This window comes from Nostoc sp. LEGE 12454 (assembly GCF_056620565.1).
Genome location: NZ_JBWQXL010000033.1, coordinates 45649 through 66501, shown reverse-complemented (window position 1 = coordinate 66501; position 20853 = coordinate 45649). Strand labels below are relative to the sequence as shown.

Sequence of the window (20853 nt, the reverse complement as noted above, 5' to 3'; positions counted from 1 at the left end):
AAGGTTACAGACCAAGAGCTTGATACTATCGCAATCGAACGAAATTCTTTTCATGGTGAGTGGAACTATATTATCAAACCCAAAGTAGTCAGTTAATTGTTCAAGTTATTTTTACATAACTCCTTAGCACCAACAGGTGGAGTTACAGTGAGATTACTATAACTTAATCGTTATGACCGAGTTAAGAAAAAAAACTACTGATTGATAAAAGCTGAGATGTTTAATGTGTCAAGTTAGTATAATAAATGAAAGATTACAAGCAATCTTACTCGTCTGAATTAGCTGGCAATACGAGCAAGTAAGTTCTGAAATAAACCTTCTTGAGCTAACTTTTCAGCATCAATACATGCTAATAAGCTCCCTGCAAGAATCTCGGAATTGTAAGAATTCCTGATTTCTTTCCTAAGATAGTGTCTGATGTACCAACACAAAAGCTCAGTAAAATCATGGCCATGAATTTTATATCGTATTTCTATCAGTTCTTTTGCACGTAATTCTTCAAGTTTAGTTATGAATGTCGATTCCTGTAAGCGATTACCATTGCTATTTAAATATTTAGTAATGAAAGTTTTTAAATCGAACTGAATCTGGTTATTATTTTTATTCATTTTACAGCAGTCGCCGAATTTTTCTAGCCATCTCATATTTAATTCAAGTGCTTCATTGGTAGCCCTAATTAAGAATAAATCCTCTAATACTCTAGATACTTGATGAAGTATTTCGCTAGCTTTGGGCTGAGACAAACGTAGTCCTAAACGCAGGTATTTATCTAAAACAGCCTCGTTAAATAAGTACATCTCCAGACACGAATAATCAGTAAATAATAGTAAATCACACTGATACTCTTTGCCAAATAGCCAATCAAAATCCTTATCTGCAATACATGTAATATGTAGAGGAGTTTCTGACAGTTTATCGTGTATATGTAGGGCAAGGGCAATAACACGACTTCGGATATTGTCTTTTAATCCTAGTTCAAATAGTAATTGGGCAGGAATTTCAACTGTATCAATTTCATAAACAGCAAAATCTTGAACTTGTTTATGCTCTAAAAACCATTCTATCAATAGCTTATCTGTCTTACCTTCAACATATATATCACACAGATCAGGCTCAAGTTCATATCTACTTACAAGTTCGTCAAGCGTGCGTCGTATTTCATTCTCCATTTCTCAGTTATTTCTCCATCTTCACAAGCTTAACGACATTGTTGTTGTACTGAGAAAGTAATTCAATTGAATGTGTAGCTAATATAAATTGAACTTGGCTTCCTTTTGTCAGTTCAAGCAATGCGCGAATAAGTTGACGCTGCCATTTGATATTTAGTGATATTTCTGGCTCATCAATAATAAAGATTGTTGCTTTATCTCTCGCCGTCAGAGTATTACAAAAAAGTAGTAGGAGTTGCTTTTCTCCTGAAGAAAGCGTTTCTGGAGATAATTCTTTTCCTTCTTCAGTAAATATTTTTAGTCCTTCTCTGACATGCAATCTTATATATTTATCACGAAAAAATAATTTATTGATTGTCGTTTCAAAAATGGTCAATAAATTTTGTGTATCCTGGAGAGCATCAAAACGTGCCCCTACACTATCTAAGTATGGGTTTAAAACTCTTGATATAATCGAGTAATCAGCTTGAGCATTAGATTGCAGTATCTGAACAATTTTCTGAGCCTCCAATGGTGGCATTAACCCAAAGCGAGAAAAATCTTTGCTGCGATTCTCATGAGCTTTGAGTTCTTCAATTAGCATTGCAGATGATTGTGGTAGTTCTTCAACTATCTTGCCTGAACTTTGAATAATTGTTAGAATAATTTGCTCATATATACTATGAACATTTTCTGCCCCTTGGTTAGCGCCTCTTAATGCCTGTTCACGAATCCATTCTTCAGTTCTATGAATAGATGTTTTAAGAGCATGTTCTCTATTTATGCTATATTTATCTTCAAGCGTATTCCCAATACTTGACAATACTATCCGTCTTAATCTTTTTTCATCTTCTATATCTTCATTTTCAAAAATATTACTATCTAAAACTCTATTATCGCCTAATAGAAATAAACTTAATTGAAGCTGTAAAATACTTTTATAAAATTCATTTCCTGGTAAATTATCTTGTCTTCCTTTGACGCTATTATCAGACTCAGCCTGAATATATTCAGTAAAGAGAATGTTATTCCCTTGTGAAAGCTGAAGTCGAAATGAGCCAATTAAGACACCATTTTCTCGACTAGCAATGATACTTGTTTTATCGGCTAGAAAGACTGAAAACTTGGTAAAAGGGGTTTTAGCTAAAAAAGTGCGATGACCACGATTGTGGGCTGTTGAGAGCAGATGAAATAAGAGCTTGAGGATAGTCGTCTTACCAGAACCATTGTCACCATAAAGGATGATTAGTGAAGAATCTATGTGAGGATTATTATCTTTTTTGACCAAAGTATATGTATACCTACCAAAGAGCCGTTCTACTTCAATGCGAACTACTGATAGAGGAGGACTAGCTGTGTTTATATCGAGCATCTGCATAAAAATTGCTGTTCCTTATTTGAAGAGATAGGGTTGTAAAAGCTGAAATTTCTTTTACTCCCCTAATTACACTTTATCGTTCAGTCAGGTGGCAATAAACTCTTTAACTACATTTAGACAAATCTAGCTGCAATAATTAATTGCCTTTGACTAATTCACATCGATTACGCCTTAAACGTCAACACCGGACTCAATCGCGCCACAACGTCCACCATTTCTGCTTCAACCTGTACATCAATCACAGACTGAATCGGTTTGTAGGCGACGGGTGCTTCTTCAATTCGGCGTTCTTGACGCAGGGTGATGCAGTCTACCCCAGTTAATCCCAGTTCTGCCTCACTTTGAGATGCACTTCTGCGGTTGAGATCGAAGCGAGAACGAATTCTTCCCGCCCCATGTGAGGCAGAATTACAAAATGCTGGATTGCCTCTACCCACCATCAGATAAGAATAAGCACCCATTGAACCAGGGATAATCACTGGTTGCCCTGCATGGGCGGGACAAGCGCCCTTGCGTGTTACCCATCCCTGACCTTCTGGCAAGGTGATGTTATGCGGTAAGTCATAAACTAGAGGTGCTTCCACATCTTTGTATACTTCCCGCAAACGCAGACGTAGCAGTTCCGCTAACAGCAGGCGATTGACAAAGGCATAGTTAGCAGCAGTGGCCTCAGCTTGCAGGTAACTGGCTACTAGTTCGGGGTGAGAATAAGTAGAGAGAGGAAAAATTTGAGAATCAGGGTACTTCAGACCTTTTTGCCAAGTCGCCTTAGCTTTATCTCGCCACATTCCCCCAATATATTTACCCACGTTTCGAGAACCAGAGTGAATCATAAAAGCTAGCTGTCCCTCGCGCACTCCCCAAGCATGGGCAAGTAGGCGATTTTCGACTTTATCAACCCGTTGCACTTCGACAAAATGATTGCTGCCGCCAATGGTTGCCAGTCCGCCATCGCGTACTAATCCAGTATCGGGAACTAATTCTTCAGGTGCAAGTTTCCAGTCACCATCCATTGAACCACCTAAGAAGATGCGTTCGCTCTCTTGGGCGAGTTGTTGTAAATCAGACTTAACTACACTCCCCGTAGCCCGATCTAGCATGGCATCCAGCCAACCTGGAACTCCGTACTGAAATAGAGCTTGCATTGCCTGAGCAGTCATCGTTACATCACGCGTACCGAAGAAGTAATCCCCCTTCATCCGTTCTACGAATTGGTCGCGCTTTGCCAGAAATTCCTCAATTGTCAAATCTGCAACATGCAGGCGCATTCCACAATTGATGTCAGAACCGACAGCACCAGGGATAACTTGACCCACTGTTTCTACGACTGAACCAATGGCAACACCCGCATCACCTGGGTGAAAGTCAGGTGTAGCACAGGCACGACAAACGCATCCACCTGATGGGTGGCGGACGCTTGCTAAATTCGCTAACTGCTTCAATGCTTTAGCTTCAACGGGGAAGCCTTCTGGCAGTAGCACTTCTGCTATAGGGGCATCAGGAGAATTAACTAAACGAACTGAATAAGTGCGATCGCTATAAGTTACATCTAAACCCTGCCGCTCTAAGGCACGCAAGAGACGTTTGAGATTTTTTGGCTGCATGAATACTCCAAATAAGGTCTTAAAAAAGACCCTTTTTTGTGAAGAGAGGAGGAGACTTGGTTCAGCAGCCGCGTCTCAATTAGTGCAGAAGGTCATTTTTCCAGAACTGTGGGGAAAACAACAGGTTAATTCTGACTAATGTGGTTATATAGCCTTAATAACACACGCTTTCATCGAATGACAAGGTTTTTGTAGTACGTTGTATTTCCGGTGGGCTACGGTTACTCAGCAAAACCAAAGTTGTAAAGAAATTTGAAGTTTAGCGAAAAACTTTTAAAAATCTCTAGACTCTCCAGCCGGCTAGAGAGTCTAGGATGAATTCAAGGCGACTCTCAACCAGAAATTTCTGACGTGTGAGGGATACGTCTCAGTCATCCAGCTCGATCTGGTTAGGTTGTTTATTTTATCCCGTAAATCTATGACTCTCCAACTCACAGTTCCCAACATGGCTTGTTCTGTTTGTGCAAACACCATCACCAAAGCCCTTCAGGCAGTCGATGCCAATGCTAGCGTTCAGGCCGATCCAACAACCAAGCTTGTCAGTGTAGAAACTCAAGCATCAGAAACAGCAATTAAGGAAGCGTTGGCTGCTGCTGGCTATCCAGTTGCTTAATCTTTAAGATCCTCCCACATCAATCACAGGGGTTCATCTAGTTATGGATACTCTCACGCTCAAACTTCGAGGTATGAGTTGCGCCGCTTGCGCCAGCAACATCGAAAAAGCAATTCGCTCTGTTCCTGGGGTAATTGACTGTAACGTTAACTTTGGAGCAGAACAAGCCGCCATCGAGTACGATCGCTCTCTAGCCAATTTAGAGAAAATCCAAAGTGCGATCGCAGCTGCGGGATACTCTTCCTACTCACTCCAGGAAGAATTGCTCGCCGAAGAAGATGATGCAGAGATTGCGAGTAGGCAAGCATTACAACGCCAACTCTCCCTCAAGGTAACGGTGGGAGGTGTAATCAGCATTTTCCTATTTTTGGGGTCGTTGCCCATGATGACTGGGCTAAATTTACCCCTGATTCCAAGCTTCTTGCAAAATCCTTGGATACAATTACTGCTGACAACACCCGTCGTGTTCTGGTGTGGTGGATCTTTTTACCGCAATGGCTGGAAATCCCTCAAGCGCCATACGGCAACGATGGACACGCTGATTGCTTTGGGTACAAGTGCAGCGTATCTATATTCTTTATTTGTCACCATTTTCCCGAAATTTTTTATTGCTCAAGGCTTGATTCCTCATATTTATTATGAAGTAGCCGCGATTGTGATTACCTTAATTTTGCTGGGGCGGTTGTTGGAAAATCGTGCCAGGGGACAAACTTCTGAAGCCATCCGCAAACTCATCGGATTGCAAGCTAGAGATGCCAGAGTCATTCGCGATGGTAGAGAAATTGATGTTCCCATCGCCGAAGTCAGAATCAACGATGTAATTTTGGTGCGTCCCGGTGAAAAGATTCCTGTAGATGGCGAAGTGATTACAGGCGCTTCGACGGTAGATGAAGCGATGGTGACGGGTGAAAGTTTGCCAGTCAAAAAGCAGCCAGGAGATGAGGTGATTGGGGCAACGATTAACGGTGCGGGTGCATTTCAGTTTCGGGTGACACGAATCGGAAATGATACGTTTTTGGCTCAAATCGTCAAACTAGTGCAACAAGCGCAAGGTTCTAAAGCACCAATTCAGCGCTTGGCAGATCGGGTGACTGGATGGTTTGTACCAGCTGTGATTGCCGTTGCGATCGCCACTTTCATCATTTGGTTTAATTTCACGGGCAACCTCACCCTCGCAACAATGACAACGGTAGGTGTGCTGATTATCGCTTGTCCTTGTGCTTTGGGTTTAGCTACCCCTACTTCTGTAATGGTGGGGACGGGCAAAGGTGCAGAAAATGGCATTTTGATTAAAGGTGCTGACAGCTTAGAACTAGCACACAAAATTCAAACCATCGTTCTAGATAAAACCGGCACCTTGACTCAGGGGAAACCGACAGTTACAGACTTTGTAACTGTTAAGGGCACAGCTAATGGTAATGAAATCAAGCTTTTACAGTTAGCAGCAACAGTAGAACGAAATTCTGAACATCCTTTAGCTGAAGCGGTGGTGAAATACGCCCAGTCTCAAGAAGTGAGTTTAATAGAGGTAAAGAACTTTCAGGCTAATGCAGGTAGTGGTGTCCAAGCAGTTGTTTCAAATCAGCTTGTGCAAATTGGTACACAACGCTGGTTAACAGAACTTGGAATTAACACCATGAGTCTCCAGCAATATAAAGACGTATGGGAAGCGGCTGGTAAAACAGTTATTTTGATTGCTGTAGATGGCGAACTAGAAGGAATAATGGGTATTGCCGATGCCCTAAAACCTTCGTCAGCAGCAGTGGTGAAAGCTTTACAGAAGTTAGGTTTAGAAGTAGTAATGCTTACCGGAGATAATCGTAAAACTGCTGATGCGATCGCAAGACAAGTTGGCATCCAGCGAATCTTTGCCGAAGTCCGGCCAGATCAAAAGGCGGCGATTATTCAATCATTGCAAGGGGAGCAGAGGGGCAGAGGAGTAAGGGGAGAGAATTCTCGTAAATTCTCACTCAAAACTCAGCGCTCAATTGTCGCAATGGTAGGTGATGGGATAAATGATGCTCCAGCCTTAGCACAGGCTGATGTGGGAATTGCTATTGGTACGGGAACAGATGTAGCGATCGCAGCTAGCGATATCACCCTAATTTCTGGAGATTTGCAAGGAATTGTCACAGCAATTCAACTCAGCCGCGCCACCATCAACAATATTAAGCAAAATCTCTTCTTTGCCTTTATTTACAACGTCATTGGTATTCCTATTGCGGCGGGAATTTTGTTCCCCATCTTTGGTTGGTTACTCAATCCAATTATCGCTGGCGCTGCGATGGCTCTTTCTTCGCTTTCTGTTGTTAGCAATGCCCTCAGATTGCGTAACTTTCAACCAAAAACTATCTCATAATTGCAGGGTAATTTAGGAAATGTTCAGTCAAAAAACGCTTTGGGGAAGCTTTACAGCTTTAGTGCTGCTCGCTGGAACATCAGGCGTAGCATTAGCAGAAATGCCAGCCCATTCACCAGAGCAAAACAGCCAATTTCATAGTATTGAGCAACCTTTGGGCTTAAAAGTTGGTGTTGCGATCGCAGGTTTAGCCTTAATTGGACTAGAGTTGTGGTGGTTTCTTCTCTATAAAAGTCCTGAGTCCTAAGTGAAGAATGAAGAAATTGCTTTATCTATTTTTCAGTACCCGGCACTATAGCAGTTTTCAATTGCATAAAAATTTGTAGGGTTGCACAGCTAGCTGTGCAACCCTTCTAAATCTCCCAGGACTTACGCACAGTCTACGAATTCTCGGCGCTCTTGGCGTCTTGGCGGTTCGATAATTTAAGCTTTTTAGCAATTTTTGCGTAAGTCCTGTCTCCCTTAAAAAGAGGACTTTGAGAAGTTTTTGCCCCCGTTTTTAAGGGTAGTTTGGGGAATCAAAAGCTTGTGGGACAACTTTCAAAGACTTATGTGTATACACTGTAGATTTGCGAGAGAGGGAGACAAAGCATCGCTTTGGCTCTTTGGGGTTCTGGGAGTTTAACTAAGTAATCAAGCGGACATGATATTACTAGTATTTTGAATGATCGGACAAATTGTATCCTCATGCTGTCCGCCCATATTCTTCCAGCCTGAAAGTAATCCCTTTATTTCAGACCGTAAAGTTAACAACTGATCGATTTGGCGATCGATTTGCAAGAGCTTGTCTTCGAGCTTTTCTTGAATTTCACCACAGGGAGCTTGTCCTTGGTCATAAACCTGAAGAATATTTCCAATCTCCTCTAAGCTAAGACCAAGATTTTGTGCCCTTTTAATGAACGCTAGACGAGTCAGCACATCCAATGAAAACTGGCGGAAGCCTCCCTCTGTTCGTCTTGATGATTTGATTAAGCCTAAACTCTCGTAATAGCGAATTGTCCTGATGGGGATTCCGCTTATATCTGTTACCTGACCAATTAAAAGCAGTTTTGTCTCCTGAGTTAACACGACAGATTTTCCCAAATATTGTAATTATTATGACATATTTTATTAATTTATAAAGTCATTTGAGAGTTTAGCAAAATTCGGCATCAGTAGTTTAAATTTTTATCTAATTAAAACTATTACTAAGTTGTAATTTTTCAAATATCTATTCTCAATAGATATCAGCTTATATAAGCTCATATTTGACTAGCACAATTTTAACAGATTTTACTCAATATTTTGCCTCTCTACTTTGAGCTATTGATTGAGTAACTGTTTGTCATGGTACTGAAAGTAACTGTTTTTTTAGAGTTCTCATGTTACTTCTAGATTAACAGCTTCACCTCAAGTGAAACCATAAAAATGATTCTCAATTCGCAGACTTTTAGCTCAAACCGTAAACCTAAAAATTTCAATAATCCAGAGCGTTTTATTGAGGGATGGTATTGGGTAATACCTTCTCAAAATCTGCGGGTGGGTGAAGTAAAACCTGTCACGATTTTGGGTAGAGAATTAGTAATTTACCGTGGTAAAGACAAAAGAGTAGTTACCTTTGATGCTTACTGTCCACACATGGGCGCTCACCTTGCTGAAGGCAAAGTTGAGGGTAATGCACTACGTTGTTTTTTCCATCACTGGAAGTTTGATGCTGAGGGGATGTGTATTGATATCCCATGTTTAGATACGCCGCCTTCCCTAAAGTTACAAACTTGGCCCACTGCTGAAAAGTACGGGATGATTTGGGTTTGGACTGGAGAAATACCACAGCAACCTCTACCTTTTGTTCCAGAGTTAGAACAAAAAGAGTGTGATGTCGCCATCCATTCCCACTTTTTGCTGAACTGTCATCCCAATGTGGTGATGATTAATGCCATCGATGCTCAACACCTCAATACAGTTCACAAATTGCCACTAGAAATTATTTTTGAAAGACATGAACTGAACGAAAATGCAATTATCTTTAGTAATACTACACCCATCAAAGACAATTTCTCGTTCATTAAGCTCATCCGTCTTTTCTACAAAAATGTCATAACTTACAGTATTTGCTATTGGTACGGTAGTATTGGCATTGTGACACTTGGCCCTGATTTCTTCCATGTCCACATGATGGTTGCAGTTCGCCTCCACGAAGGCGGAAAAACTGAAGGTCAAGTTCTGTTGATGACTAAAAAACGTAAAGGAATTTTTGGTTGGTTATGTAATCGAGTTGTACTATGGCTGACTAAGATTACAGCTAAGTACTTTCTCATGGGTGACATCAAGATTCTTCAAACAATTCAGTTTGATTTGAAAACTCCCATCAAACCAGATCACTCAATTATGCAGTTTATTAACCATGTTGAAAAACAGCAATCCCTAATGTGGGGGACTTGGAAAGAAGGGCGATCGCGCGATGTGGAGAGCAAGCCCAGGCGTGAGAGATGGCAAGATACAATGAGTAATGACTAACATCATGTCTATATGACCAAAATTCCGTCAGACTGCTTGGCCAATTAAACGCACACGATATCATAACTATTGTCAACAATCTTTGCAAGAAATGAATCGTTTGTAGAGGCGTACATCTATACGCCTCTACCAATGTATGTCTAGCAAGTATTTTCTGAAATTATATAACAATTAATAAAAATTAAAAGTTTAACAAAGTTACTTTTTTACTGGACTACTAGATAAATAAAAAGAAGTGGCATAAGCCACTTCCTAATTCCCAGGTAGAACCTAAGTTATGAGTATAACGACTACAAAAAAATGAAATAGTATAAACAAACACCAATTAACTGAATATCTCTATTTTCCTTGTTTCTCGGTGAGTAAATCCTGATTTTCATGTACCAAATAACTGTATATTTACATAAGTCTCATGATTGTAATGCAGACTCAAGTTTATCAAGTTCATCGTTAAGATATGCTAGTTTCGCCTCTTCATCAAGAAGTTGCTGTTCTAATTGAAACTTAACTGCCGTAGCAGCCTCAATAGCTACAGCTTTCTTCATCTGCTTTAACTTCTCGCTGCGGATGTCAAACTCTGCCTGAAGTGCGTCTAGTTTTTGTTGCGATCGCACTGTAAAAATGCCATTATTTACACAGATTTAGGATATTGGTTACAAGGTAATTTTTATGAAAACCAATGAGCAACCAGCAAGAGCAAGACAATATTAATTTTTTAATTAAACAACTACACACAAGTCAGGATAACCCAGTTCTCAAACAGGTTGCTGAACGTTTGGGGTTTTTGGATGCTGGTAATGCAGATGTAATTAATGCCTTAATTGAGCTAGTATGCACCACACAAGATGAACCTACGCGCTGGGTAGGAATTCAAAGCTTAGGCAAAATTGGTACTGATAACAATGATGTTATTCAAACACTAATTAAGCAACTCAGTATTGTTCAGCCACCTACTTGTAGGGTAATAGCACAGAACCTAGCTAAAATTGCTGTTTGTAACGAACAGGCAATTACGACTCTGGCTAACCTAGCACGTAGCAGTTCTGATGAAGTAACTCGCGAAGCCATTGCTTATACCTTGGGGTACATCGGTAAAGGTAGCCAAGATGCAATTCAAACTTTGATTTATTTAATACACAATAGTTTTTATGATTATGCTCGCCAAACTTCTGCTAAGAGCTTAAAACGCATTGAGGATACTAGTCAAGATACTATCAATGCCATAGTTGAAACTGCGAGAACTGCACAAGAATATCGTACTCGCTGTACAGCATTATCAATTTTAGAACAAATTGCAGTGGGGAATACTGATGCAATTAATAAATTAACAGAAATGTTCTTATCTGGTAATTATGAGCCTATTATAGGCTATAAAAAACATTATAGTCAAGGATTAATTGCTCGTATTATCGCAAAAATTGATTATAAAACTATAATTAGGTTGGCAGAAAACAACCGTAGCCAAGAATTTATTTTCATATTAGCGGAAAGTTTAGGTTATGTTAATGTTGGAAATTTAGACGCAATTAATGCATTAATTAAACTATTACATCTACCTCAGTATGAAATAGCTATATCAGCAATTGTTTACAGCTTAGAAAAGATTGCTATTGGTAATGCAGATGTAATTACAGTTTTAATTGAAGTACTTCCAAGAACACATACTTTAATACGTCCTGCGGTTATTAGAGGTTTAAGTATGATTGGTGTCAATAACCAGATTGTTCTTCGTACTTTAATTGATTTAGCTTATAATGTTCAGGATTTAGAAGAACGCCGCGCTATAGCTAAAGCCTTCGGAAAAATGACAGTTACTAGTTCAGAGGCTGTTGATGCTTTAACTTCTTTAATGCGTATTTGTGATGACCATTATTTTTGGTGCCTTGCAACTGAAGCTCTCCAAAAAATAGGTATTGGTAATAATAATGCTATTGCCACATTAATTGAACTACTGCCAACGCTTAAAAGTGTTGATTATTGGAATGCCGTTAAGACGTTAGCAGAAATTGGAGTGGGAAATTCGGCTGCAATTGCTGCTCTTACAGAAATCTTTTCTACCTGCCAAGATGATAATCATCGGCGTTTTTTGACTGGTTTATTGGAAAAAATGAGAGAAAATCAATCCTAATAACTAATCGATCCCAGAATGTTTTAAGTTCTTCAATATTAGATCTCTGTAATTTTAATTATTTCCCATTTGACTAATATTCAGATATTCCAATTTATTGAATATCCCAATTTATCCAATAAATTCTGGGTCGTTTAATATTTCCTCCATCATTTCACCAAATGAGCGATAACGCTGTGCTCCAAATGAAGCAGTTGAAAAACTACAAAACCAAGCTTCCCATTCACCATCTATTGCAACGATCTGAGGATTTAGTAAAAATATCAGACCCATATCTTCACTGCTTATTTCCAATGCTGTTTGTAGATACTCTGGTCGGGATATGTCATCATATTGCTCATCGCCATAAACAAAATACTCTTCGTCTGTTAATGGTGATTCAGACCAAGTTTCGATTAATTTATCTATCCAATCTTGACGATCAAGAGCATACCATACAATATCTTCAGTTCCACAAAATTCTAGACCATATTCTGATATAGGACGCAACCCATTAGAAGCTTTCAGAAACTCCCGGTAAGAAGGTGGAAAAGTTACATTTAAACGAGCTTCGGTAGCAACTATTTCCTCCTCAGTTGCACCAGGATAACCTAAGTAGCCAGATTTCCGAACTTCTGGGGACAAACATTCTTCATCATAATTTTCAAGAAATATTTCTATTCGTTTTTGACTCCGTTCTCTAATACGGTTTTTCCAGTGGCTTTTTTTCATTATTTGTAATACTTTCAGAAAGCTAAACTGATGTTTAACATACCACTACTCACTTGAATTCAATACAACGATAATTTCTGCTAACCTAATTCCCAAAGGTTTCCAGTGGGGATTGGTGGAAGAAAAAGTACTATCCCCAGACACTGCTTGATAGTCATTGGGGAACTTTTCAGAAGCATTAGAAGCAGTATCTACTCGGAGAATGAGTTTGCCTTGATAACGGGATAATTTACTACTATCCAACAAAATAGTACCGCCGTAATCCCACGCCAATCCATAAAGTTTAAAATTACCTAATTTCTTGCGTAATTCACTCAAAGGGGTTCCCACTCCAATACCTTCGCGGGTTTTCCAAGCTGAACCCAGGTTACGCACATCTAGAGGTTTGGTACGAGTATTATCACTCCAAACTACCAAGAGCGATCGCCCCTGATTTAGATTTAACTGAGTAGCTGCAAAACTACCTATTCCTTCAGCACCAGAGATAGTTTTATCAACGAGATGGGATGCACCAAACAGTTTGACTAAATCCTGCTTGGTGGTTGTGCGTGTTATCGGTCCCACTCGTTCCCCAGGAACAATTAAGGTATCTTTTAAAGGTTGCGATTTAGCAACAGTAATTGGGTGATTTATTTGCTGGGGTAGTGCAAAGGCTGGGTTTGCTGAATAGTTTAGCAGTAAAGCTAAAGTAGCTGTAGCAATCCCTTTGATTGATAAATTCATAGGTTCTATTATTGGGTAGTAGAATATGAGTGATAAGTACTCATAATTTAACTACTACAAATTACCAATTAAAGATTCCCGATTTCCCAATCACTTTATTTCATCGCTCTAGTTGCGTTTAAAATTGCTAGCATTGCCACTCCGACATCAGCAAATACAGCTTCCCACATTGTCGCTATACCAAAAATACCCAATCCAATAAATAAACCTTTAATTGCTAAAGCAAACCCAATATTTTGCCAAACAATTTTACGAGTTTTTCTGGCGATTTGGATTGCTTCTGCCACTTTTGATGGTGCATCTGTCATGATCACAATATCGGCAGTTTCGATCGCGGCATCTGAACCTAATCCACCCATTGCCATGCCAACATCTGCTCTAGCAATCACTGGCGCATCATTAATGCCATCCCCAACAAAGGCAACTTTACCATGCTTGCCTGCGGTGCTGAGTAACTTCTCAATGGCATTAACTTTTTCTTCAGGTAATAACTCTGCTTCGTAAGTATCTATGCCTAGCTGTTGAGCAATCCGGGAAGCGATCGCTTGATTATCTCCTGTCAACATTACTGTTCTCTCTACACCCATTCGCTTGAGTGCTTGAATAGCAAGCCTCGCATCTTCTTTCAGTTCATCAGCAATGACAATATATCCAGCGTAAATATTATCCACTGCGATATGAATAACTGTTCCCTCTAACTGGCAATTATTATGAGCAATCTTCTCTCTGTGGAGTAGGCGATCGCTTCCTGCTATCACTAGCTTATTTTCAACCTTGGCTCTAATTCCATAACCTGCGATCTCTTCATAATCTCTCACCTCAAATTCATCTATTTTTCCACCATAAGCCTTACGGATAGATTGAGCGATGGGATGATTTGAGTGCGATTCTACTTTGGCAGCTAGTTGCAATAATTCTTGTCCATCAAAGCCATTTTCTGGTACTATTTTTGCTACTTTAAATACTCCTTTAGTTAATGTTCCAGTTTTATCAAAAACAACTGTATTGACTGCATTTAAAGTATCTAAAAAAGTAGATCCTTTAACCAAAATACCACGTCTAGCTGCACCTCCCACACCTCCAAAGTAACCTAATGGAATACTGATAACGAGTCCACACGGACAGGAGATAACTAGTAAAATTAGGGCACGATAAATCCATTCGGAAGATGTTGCACCAGAAATGAATAAAGGAGGTAGTATTGCAACTGCTAGAGATGTAAAAACTACGATTGGCGTATAATATCTGGCAAATTTAGTAATAAATTTTTCTGTTTCTGCTTTTTTACTTTTAGCATTTTGCACTAAGTCTAAAATCTTGGCAATGGAAGATTCATCAAAAAGTTTTGTTACTCTAATGCTGAGAACACCTATTTTATTGATAGTTCCAGCCAGAACTGTTTCTCCAATTCTTACTGTTCGCGGTACAGATTCGCCAGTTAATGCAGATGTATCAACTTGCGAGCTACCATCTATAACTTCGCCATCTAAAGGAATTTTTTCTCCGGGTTTAACAATGATAATATCCCCAATATTCACTGTTTCTGGCGATACTTTTTTTAGTTCCCCTTCTATTTGGATGTTGGCATAGTCTGGACGGACTTCCAATAATGCTTTGATGGAATTACGAGAACGGCTGACGGCAATATCTTGGAACAATTCTCCAATTTTATAAAATAACATGACTCCGACAGCTTCGGGTAATTTATGAATTGCGATCGCCCCTAGTGTCGCTACTGTCATCAAAAAGGTTTCATCAAATATTCTACCTCTGAGTATATTACGCCCAGCAGTTTTTAAAACACTCCATCCACTTAATAAATAGGCAGGGATAAAAAGCAGATATTCACCTATTGAATAAAGCGTATTGTGTAATTGATTTTCAAAAATTACACCAGGCGCATATAAACTTAAAATCGCAACCAAAGGCAATAGTTCATTTTTCAGATTAAATTCTCCACCGTGTTCGTGATTGTGGTCATGGTCATGGTTATGATTCTCATCATGATTGTGATTATGAACATGGTTATGATTCTCGTGATGGTCATGTTCACCGCTGCAACAATCTGAAGATTCCGAATGTACTTTCTGCTTCATTTTTTCTATGTAGGCTAGCAAATTAGTTGAGATATGAGCTTTTTTTTAAATGTAATAAAAAAAAGAAGTTTTTACAAGTTGATATTTTAAGAACGAGAATCTATCTCAAATTTATTGCTAAATATATACACCATCTTTTGATTAAAATTAAGATTTATAATCTTGTAAAGATAGCTATAGCGGCTTTCAATTGTATAGAATTATGTAAGATATAACTTTTGTTCGTAGTGAGCGATTTATTGCTCTGTATAAGAATTTAAACGGCTAGAGCCGCTAATTACTAGCTCTAATTTAATTAAGCTCTTATACTTACATCAAGCAAATAATAACCGTCTTGGCAATCTACAGCGGATTGAAATTTGCTGAATTACATAACGTGGCGTCTAAAAGCTAGACATCAAGCCTGTTTGATTGCTGAATTATGATGTAGTAAATAATTTACGACCAAACTGGTAAAGAGATGGAACTTTTTTGGATAACAAGTGTCTATCTAGCTATTCTTAGGGAAAATTCACTTGAAGTTTGAAAGTTAATCGAATACCCTAATCTAGTAGACAGTTTTCTCAAGGAAATCTATGAACAAAAGAATTCTTCTGAATTTGCTTTCCAGTTCCTCAATTTTTGTGTCGATGATGTCTACGCTGGTGGCATTTCATCCTGCCCATGCTAGTGGTAGCATTACACAGCGATTACTGCACACACAAGACGGTCGTACCTGTATCACTAACCCACATGGTGGAAAAGATTTTGTGTGCATTCGAGATTCAGAGAGAAAACGTCCCTATACCTCTACAAGTTCCTCAACTATTGTCACATCAGTATCAGATCGGAATATTGCCATGTTGAACTTTACTGAAGAGGAAAGCGATGCTGCAATTAGGGTATTTGGCTGCGACTGTCCATTATGTATAAATTCTTTGCGTCAGTTGCAGGGTACTGGAAACTTGGTGTACTAAGATTGAATAGCGCTGATAGCGACTATAACTTTTGTTAGATACACGCGATCGATACGCATAAAAAATATACGAAACCAAAAAAGCATTTTTAACTAAGTACCACTACTATTATTTGGTAACATTTAAGTTCGTTGCTGGGGCAATTCATGAATTGCCCCAACAGCAGCTATTTTTGCATAAGTACTCAGAGAAAAAGACGCACAGAAATTATTAAATACTCTGTGTCTGTCAGAGCGTCCTATTTATTCAACCACCTCATTCACAGGGAATCTATCAATCAACTGCATCGCCCGATAGGCATTACGCAAGAAAGAGTCTCGCAAATGGGGAATGTGGGGTATCTGCGACAATAAATCCAAAGTTCGGCGTAAAATTCTCACGACATCGCCTTCATCCAAGGTAGTGTTCTCGCAGAGTTCAGTCCACTCCATTCCCAGCGCCCATTGTTCGACTATGGCAATTAACTCAAATTCCAACCATATAGGTAGCGCTACGTTATACCGCCGTTGTCGTTGGAACATTTGGTGGCGAATTCCCCGCAATTTTTTCAAGGCTTCTGCCACTTCATTACTAAGCTCAAAGTTAACCTTGCTATCTGGGCGGGGCGTTTCCATCACCAAAGCCGCTGCTGCTGCTGCTAAATGATGCGGGTCTAAGTTGTCCAATTCACCACTAGCAAATACTAAACCCAGCCACAATTCATTTTCCCCGCGAATAGCGGCAGCGATTTGCCCTAATTGTGTGGGGACTAAGTTATCCAAAGCGTCAAAGTGTTGCAGAATGGCGATTAAATTGAGAAATTCTTCCCAATGACGTTGTGACTGTTGTTCTACTTGCCCTTGCAACTGTTCGAGTTCGGCTTCTAGTTCGACATAGCGGGCCCGACGTTTGAAAAGCGTTGCTGCATTGCCTGATTGATGTAGGGGATGAGCTTCTAATTGCTCTTGAACAGCTGTAACGTGACTGAGTTGTTCTGCTACTTCTGGTGCTAGATGCAAAGATTCTATCGGATTGGGAATACGCACAGCGATCGCAAAGCTTTCTTCGTTACCACGGCGTGACTGTCCTGGCTTCAAAGGCATCTCTGGTGGTGGTAATACATTAGGCGGCACTTCAATTCGCGGCAGTTCGGCATACAAATCGACTACATCCCCTGTAGTTGCCACATACCAGCGGTTATCGTGCCCCAAGCATACCAAGTAAGGAGCTTGACCAGAACCAGGTGATTTTCCTACTAAAACTGCCGTTACGGGTGAAGACACTGTGATATTTTTGCCCTTGAGACTCAACAGAGTTCCTGACACTGCAAAGCCCAACATCATCACCAATTCCTCTTGGCGGTTTTCCTGTGCTTGCTCTTGCAAGGTTTTCAATATCTGGCGTTCCACCTTTAGGCGTTGCCGCAATTTTTCATAAACAGCCAGTTCATTTTCATTAACCGCGGCGATTTGTTCATGAAGTTGAGCTAATTGGGTTTGCAATTCGGCAATCTCATCGTATTCCGGCCGTAAATGCAAGGTCGCCATGTACTGCCCAAAACTGCGCTCTATCAGTTCCCTAGTTTGCTCTAGGGTGTGGGTTTGCAGCAAGTTGAGTACCATGCCATAACTGGGCGTAAACTGGCTTACTAGAGGGTCAGGCTTGGATGTCCCCAAATACGCGGCTTCTTTAGCTCCTTCAAAGGGAGTTTGGACTGTCACCACATGACCTTGTTTATCCATCCCCCGGCGGCCTGCTCGTCCCGCCATTTGCAAAAATTCGGAAGCGTTTAACAGGCGGTGTCCAGTATCGGTACGCTTGGAAAGGGTAGAAATTACCGTTGTCCGAGCGGGCATATTAATTCCCGCTGCTAGTGTCTCGGTGGCAAATACGACTTTAATCAGCCCTTGCTGAAATAGTTCTTCTACCAGTGCTTTCCAAGCAGGTAAAATCCCCGCGTGGTGGGCAGCAATTCCCCGATACAGGGGGGCAATTTGTCCAGAACGCCCAGCTTCGGGATTACGGGCTAAAAAGTCATCAATCTGTTCCCGTAAAATTTGCGACTCTTCACTATTTACCAGCCATAAATCACCCACTTCCGCCACCGCTTTATCACATCCCCGGCGGCTGAAGATAAAGTAAATTGCTGGGAGCATATCCCGTTGCTCTAGCTGACTGAGGGTAAAAATTATACCCGGAGCTTCAGGTCTACCATTTCTCCCTCTGTCTCTTTCTCCCCCTTTCCCCTTCTTCTTCTGAAGTCGGGGGTTAATTTTGGTTTTGCTATCATTCAGTAGGGGAAATAACCCTTTGGGATTGCAAAAGTGGAATTCTAAGGGGACTGGGCGAAAATCGGAGTAAATCAGGTCTGTTGGGCCGTGAACGCGATTTAGCCAATCGGTGAGTTGATCGCTATTGGCAACCGTTGCTGAGAGGGCTGCCAGTTGCACTTCACGGGGACAATAGATGATTGATTCTTCCCAAACAGTACCGCGCTGCCGATCGTTCATGTAGTGGCATTCATCAAGTATCACCGCTTCAACGTCTACTAATGAGATGCCGATTTGCCCAATGGGTGTACCATAAAGCATATTTCGGAAAATTTCTGTGGTCATCACCAAAATCGGTGCATCTCTGTTAATAGAAGCATCTCCAGTTAACAGCCCGACTCGATCGAACCCGAATTTTTCTCGAAAGTCACGTAATTTTTGATTCGACAGCGCCTTCAAGGGAGTAGTATAAAATACGCGTTTTCCTCGCGCTAGGGCGCGATAAATGGCGTATTCCCCAACTAATGTTTTGCCCGAACCTGTGGGCGCACATACAACTACGGAGCGCCCAGCGTTCAGGGACGCGATCGCTTCTTTTTGAAACTGATCCAGTTCAAAGGGAAATATAAACCCTAAGTCAAGTTCTGGAGACGGTGCAGGATAATTCACTCAATCACATTTGCAACCAGATTGTTTACTATACTAACGAGTCTTTTGTCAACTTCGTTATTAGTCATTTGTCATTGGTCATTAGTCATTAGTTTTTCACGAAGGATAAAGGACAAATAACAAAGGACTCTTAAATTATTTTCCCAGCTCTTGCGATCGCTCTGTGGCAGCTTTGACTGCTTCAATTAAAGCGGAACGAAATCCTGCCTGTTCTAGCTTGGCAATCCCCGCAATGGTTGTACCACCGGGACTGGTAACGCGATCTTTGAGTTCTGCTGGGTGTATTTTGGTTTCCTGCAACAGTTTTGCTGTTCCCAGTACGGTTTGCAAGGCTAGTTGATTGGCAATTGTTCTAGGTAAACCTGCGGCTACTCCGCCATCTGCAAGTGCTTCTACCATGAGCGCCACGTAAGCGGGGCCGCTACCAGATAGCCCTGTAACTGCATCCATCAGCGCTTCTGAAACTTCCACCACTTCACCCACAGCAGAAAAAACTTGCTGTGCTATTTGGTGATGCTTGGCATTGGTATATGCACCTAAACAAATCGCTGTAACTCCTGCTCCCACTGTTGCCGGGGTGTTAGGCATTGCTCTAATCACTGGCAATTGCAAAAATGCAGCTTCTAGCTGACTTAAGGGCACACCCGCCAAAATAGAAATGATTAGAGGTGTATGTTCTCTATTAAGAATATCAATATGTGCTAATTCTTGAGCGATCGCGCTAAACACCTGCGGTTTCACTGCCAAAAATAGAACTTCTTTTGCTTCGGTGAAAACCTGGCTATTATCTGTCGTCACAGCAACACCGTATTGCTGCTTTAAAAAATCTAAGCGTGAAGATAGGGGTTCGCTAACTATGACTTCTGATGATTGATAAATTCCACGCGCGATAAGGCGGGATAAGAGCGCTTCTCCCATTACCCCACCACCAATTAGTCCAAATTTTATAGTCATTAGTCATTGGTCATTAGTCATTGGTCATTAGTCGTTTGTCATTTGTCACCATGAGCAAAACCCAGGACAAATGACAAAGGACAAAGGACTAACTACTAATTTAACTTTATTGTGCCATCCGGTTAGTTTCGTTGCCCCAGGTTTGATTTGGAGTACCTGTTGTCGGACGAGAGGGACGGACTGGTGGTTGTGGTACTTCATGAAGAACGCCACCTTGGGTACTAACTTGGACACAACTTGGTGTAAACAAAAAGATGCTCTCACCGATGCGTTCTTGATGTCCATCTAGTGCGTAAGTACCACCTGCTACAAAATCTACTGCTCGTTGAGCTTGATCTGGGTCCATGATTGTCAGATTTAATACCACTGACTTGCGTTCGCGCAACGCTTGAATTGCCTGGGGCATTTCTTCAAAGGTGCGTGGTTCGAGTACTAAAACTTCCGAAATTCCGTTAATTGCTCCTGGCATACCAATCACATTCCCCATTGGCTTTGAACCTGCTGTCATATCATCTCCCATTGTAGGCACTGGTTCCCGCCAGCGTCGATTTTGAGCGGCTGGACTCTCTTGTGGTGCTGGCTGGGGATTTTCTTGCTGATACAGATTTTGGTAATTGTTATTATTATCTGTTTCTGGTTCTTCTTCGTAATATTCGTATTCTACCTGCTCATTTAGACCCACAAAGTCTCTGAGTTTGGAAAAAATGTTGTTCATTGTGTGTGTACTCTCCTGGTGCGAATAGCCTGTAATGACTTGGCTGAGGATTAG

At 40.7% G+C, this 20853-nt stretch carries 17 protein-coding genes; 6 read left to right on the top strand and 11 right to left on the bottom strand.

Annotated features, from left to right (window positions below; translation table 11 throughout):
• Nucleotides 1-278 precede the first annotated feature (278 nt).
• The 3 genes from AC1F2U_RS25665 to AC1F2U_RS25655 all read right to left on the bottom strand — a co-directional run bounded on the left by AC1F2U_RS25665 (nt 279) and on the right by AC1F2U_RS25655 (nt 4130).
• Entirely contained in the window at nt 279-1169 is an 891-nt protein-coding gene (locus tag AC1F2U_RS25665; protein ID WP_480263651.1) for a hypothetical protein, read from the bottom strand.
• 7 nt (nt 1170-1176) lie between these two features.
• Entirely contained in the window at nt 1177-2526 is a 1350-nt protein-coding gene (locus tag AC1F2U_RS25660; RefSeq protein WP_480263650.1) for an AAA family ATPase, read from the bottom strand.
• A 164-nt stretch (nt 2527-2690) separates the two neighbouring features.
• Nucleotides 2691-4130, bottom strand: a complete 1440-nt coding sequence (locus AC1F2U_RS25655) for an RtcB family protein (protein WP_480263649.1) — start codon at nt 4128-4130, stop codon at nt 2691-2693.
• A gap of 418 nt (nt 4131-4548) precedes the next feature.
• On the opposite strand from AC1F2U_RS25655, the gene AC1F2U_RS25650 reads away from it, so the two are divergent.
• The 3 genes from AC1F2U_RS25650 to AC1F2U_RS25640 are packed head-to-tail and all read left to right on the top strand — an operon-like array spanning nt 4549 to nt 7349.
• Nucleotides 4549-4743 carry a heavy-metal-associated domain-containing protein gene (locus AC1F2U_RS25650; RefSeq protein WP_190912624.1) on the top strand — a complete coding sequence of 65 codons (195 nt, stop codon included), beginning with the start codon at nt 4549-4551 and terminating at the stop codon, nt 4741-4743.
• 43 nt (nt 4744-4786) lie between these two features.
• Nucleotides 4787-7102 carry a heavy metal translocating P-type ATPase gene (locus tag AC1F2U_RS25645; RefSeq protein ID WP_480263648.1) on the top strand — a complete coding sequence of 772 codons (2316 nt, stop codon included), beginning with the start codon at nt 4787-4789 and terminating at the stop codon, nt 7100-7102.
• Nucleotides 7103-7121: 19 nt separating this feature from the next.
• The gene (locus AC1F2U_RS25640; protein WP_480263647.1) at nt 7122-7349 is read left to right on the top strand and encodes a hypothetical protein; all 228 of its coding nucleotides are present in this window, start codon (nt 7122-7124) and stop codon (nt 7347-7349) included.
• A 386-nt stretch (nt 7350-7735) separates the two neighbouring features.
• Here AC1F2U_RS25640 and AC1F2U_RS25635 read toward each other — a convergent pair whose 3' ends face one another.
• Nucleotides 7736-8170 carry a heavy metal-responsive transcriptional regulator gene (locus tag AC1F2U_RS25635; RefSeq protein ID WP_480263646.1) on the bottom strand — a complete coding sequence of 145 codons (435 nt, stop codon included), beginning with the start codon at nt 8168-8170 and terminating at the stop codon, nt 7736-7738.
• A gap of 339 nt (nt 8171-8509) precedes the next feature.
• On the opposite strand from AC1F2U_RS25635, the gene AC1F2U_RS25630 reads away from it, so the two are divergent.
• Nucleotides 8510-9598, top strand: a complete 1089-nt coding sequence (locus AC1F2U_RS25630) for an aromatic ring-hydroxylating dioxygenase subunit alpha (protein ID WP_480263645.1) — start codon at nt 8510-8512, stop codon at nt 9596-9598.
• Between the two features lie 410 nt (nt 9599-10008).
• On the opposite strand, the gene AC1F2U_RS25625 is transcribed toward AC1F2U_RS25630, so the two are convergent.
• A complete protein-coding gene (locus AC1F2U_RS25625) occupies nt 10009-10212 on the bottom strand; it encodes a hypothetical protein (RefSeq protein WP_480263644.1) in 204 nt (67 codons plus the stop codon).
• 65 nt (nt 10213-10277) lie between these two features.
• On the opposite strand from AC1F2U_RS25625, the gene AC1F2U_RS25620 reads away from it, so the two are divergent.
• Entirely contained in the window at nt 10278-11726 is a 1449-nt protein-coding gene (locus AC1F2U_RS25620) for a HEAT repeat domain-containing protein (RefSeq protein WP_480263643.1), read from the top strand.
• Between the two features lie 111 nt (nt 11727-11837).
• On the opposite strand, the gene AC1F2U_RS25615 is transcribed toward AC1F2U_RS25620, so the two are convergent.
• The 3 genes from AC1F2U_RS25615 to AC1F2U_RS25605 all read right to left on the bottom strand — a co-directional run bounded on the left by AC1F2U_RS25615 (nt 11838) and on the right by AC1F2U_RS25605 (nt 15256).
• Nucleotides 11838-12437, bottom strand: coding sequence for an SMI1/KNR4 family protein (locus AC1F2U_RS25615; RefSeq protein WP_480263642.1), 600 nt, complete (start codon nt 12435-12437; stop codon nt 11838-11840).
• Between the two features lie 45 nt (nt 12438-12482).
• A complete protein-coding gene (locus tag AC1F2U_RS25610) occupies nt 12483-13160 on the bottom strand; it encodes a hypothetical protein (protein ID WP_480263641.1) in 678 nt (225 codons plus the stop codon).
• A gap of 95 nt (nt 13161-13255) precedes the next feature.
• Nucleotides 13256-15256, bottom strand: a complete 2001-nt coding sequence (locus tag AC1F2U_RS25605; RefSeq protein WP_480263640.1) for a heavy metal translocating P-type ATPase — start codon at nt 15254-15256, stop codon at nt 13256-13258.
• A 575-nt stretch (nt 15257-15831) separates the two neighbouring features.
• Here AC1F2U_RS25605 and AC1F2U_RS25600 point away from each other — a divergent pair.
• A complete protein-coding gene (locus tag AC1F2U_RS25600; RefSeq protein WP_334842189.1) occupies nt 15832-16212 on the top strand; it encodes a hypothetical protein in 381 nt (126 codons plus the stop codon).
• Between the two features lie 242 nt (nt 16213-16454).
• On the opposite strand, the gene AC1F2U_RS25595 is transcribed toward AC1F2U_RS25600, so the two are convergent.
• From AC1F2U_RS25595 to AC1F2U_RS25585, 3 genes are all read right to left on the bottom strand, one after another.
• A complete protein-coding gene (locus tag AC1F2U_RS25595; RefSeq protein ID WP_480263638.1) occupies nt 16455-19130 on the bottom strand; it encodes a DEAD/DEAH box helicase in 2676 nt (891 codons plus the stop codon).
• 135 nt (nt 19131-19265) lie between these two features.
• Nucleotides 19266-20084 carry a pyrroline-5-carboxylate reductase gene (proC, locus tag AC1F2U_RS25590; protein ID WP_480263637.1) on the bottom strand — a complete coding sequence of 273 codons (819 nt, stop codon included), beginning with the start codon at nt 20082-20084 and terminating at the stop codon, nt 19266-19268.
• Between the two features lie 106 nt (nt 20085-20190).
• Nucleotides 20191-20799: a cell division protein SepF gene (locus AC1F2U_RS25585; RefSeq protein WP_334842184.1), complete on the bottom strand. Its 609-nt coding sequence runs from the start codon at nt 20797-20799 to the stop codon at nt 20191-20193.
• Nucleotides 20800-20853: the final 54 nt, after the last annotated feature.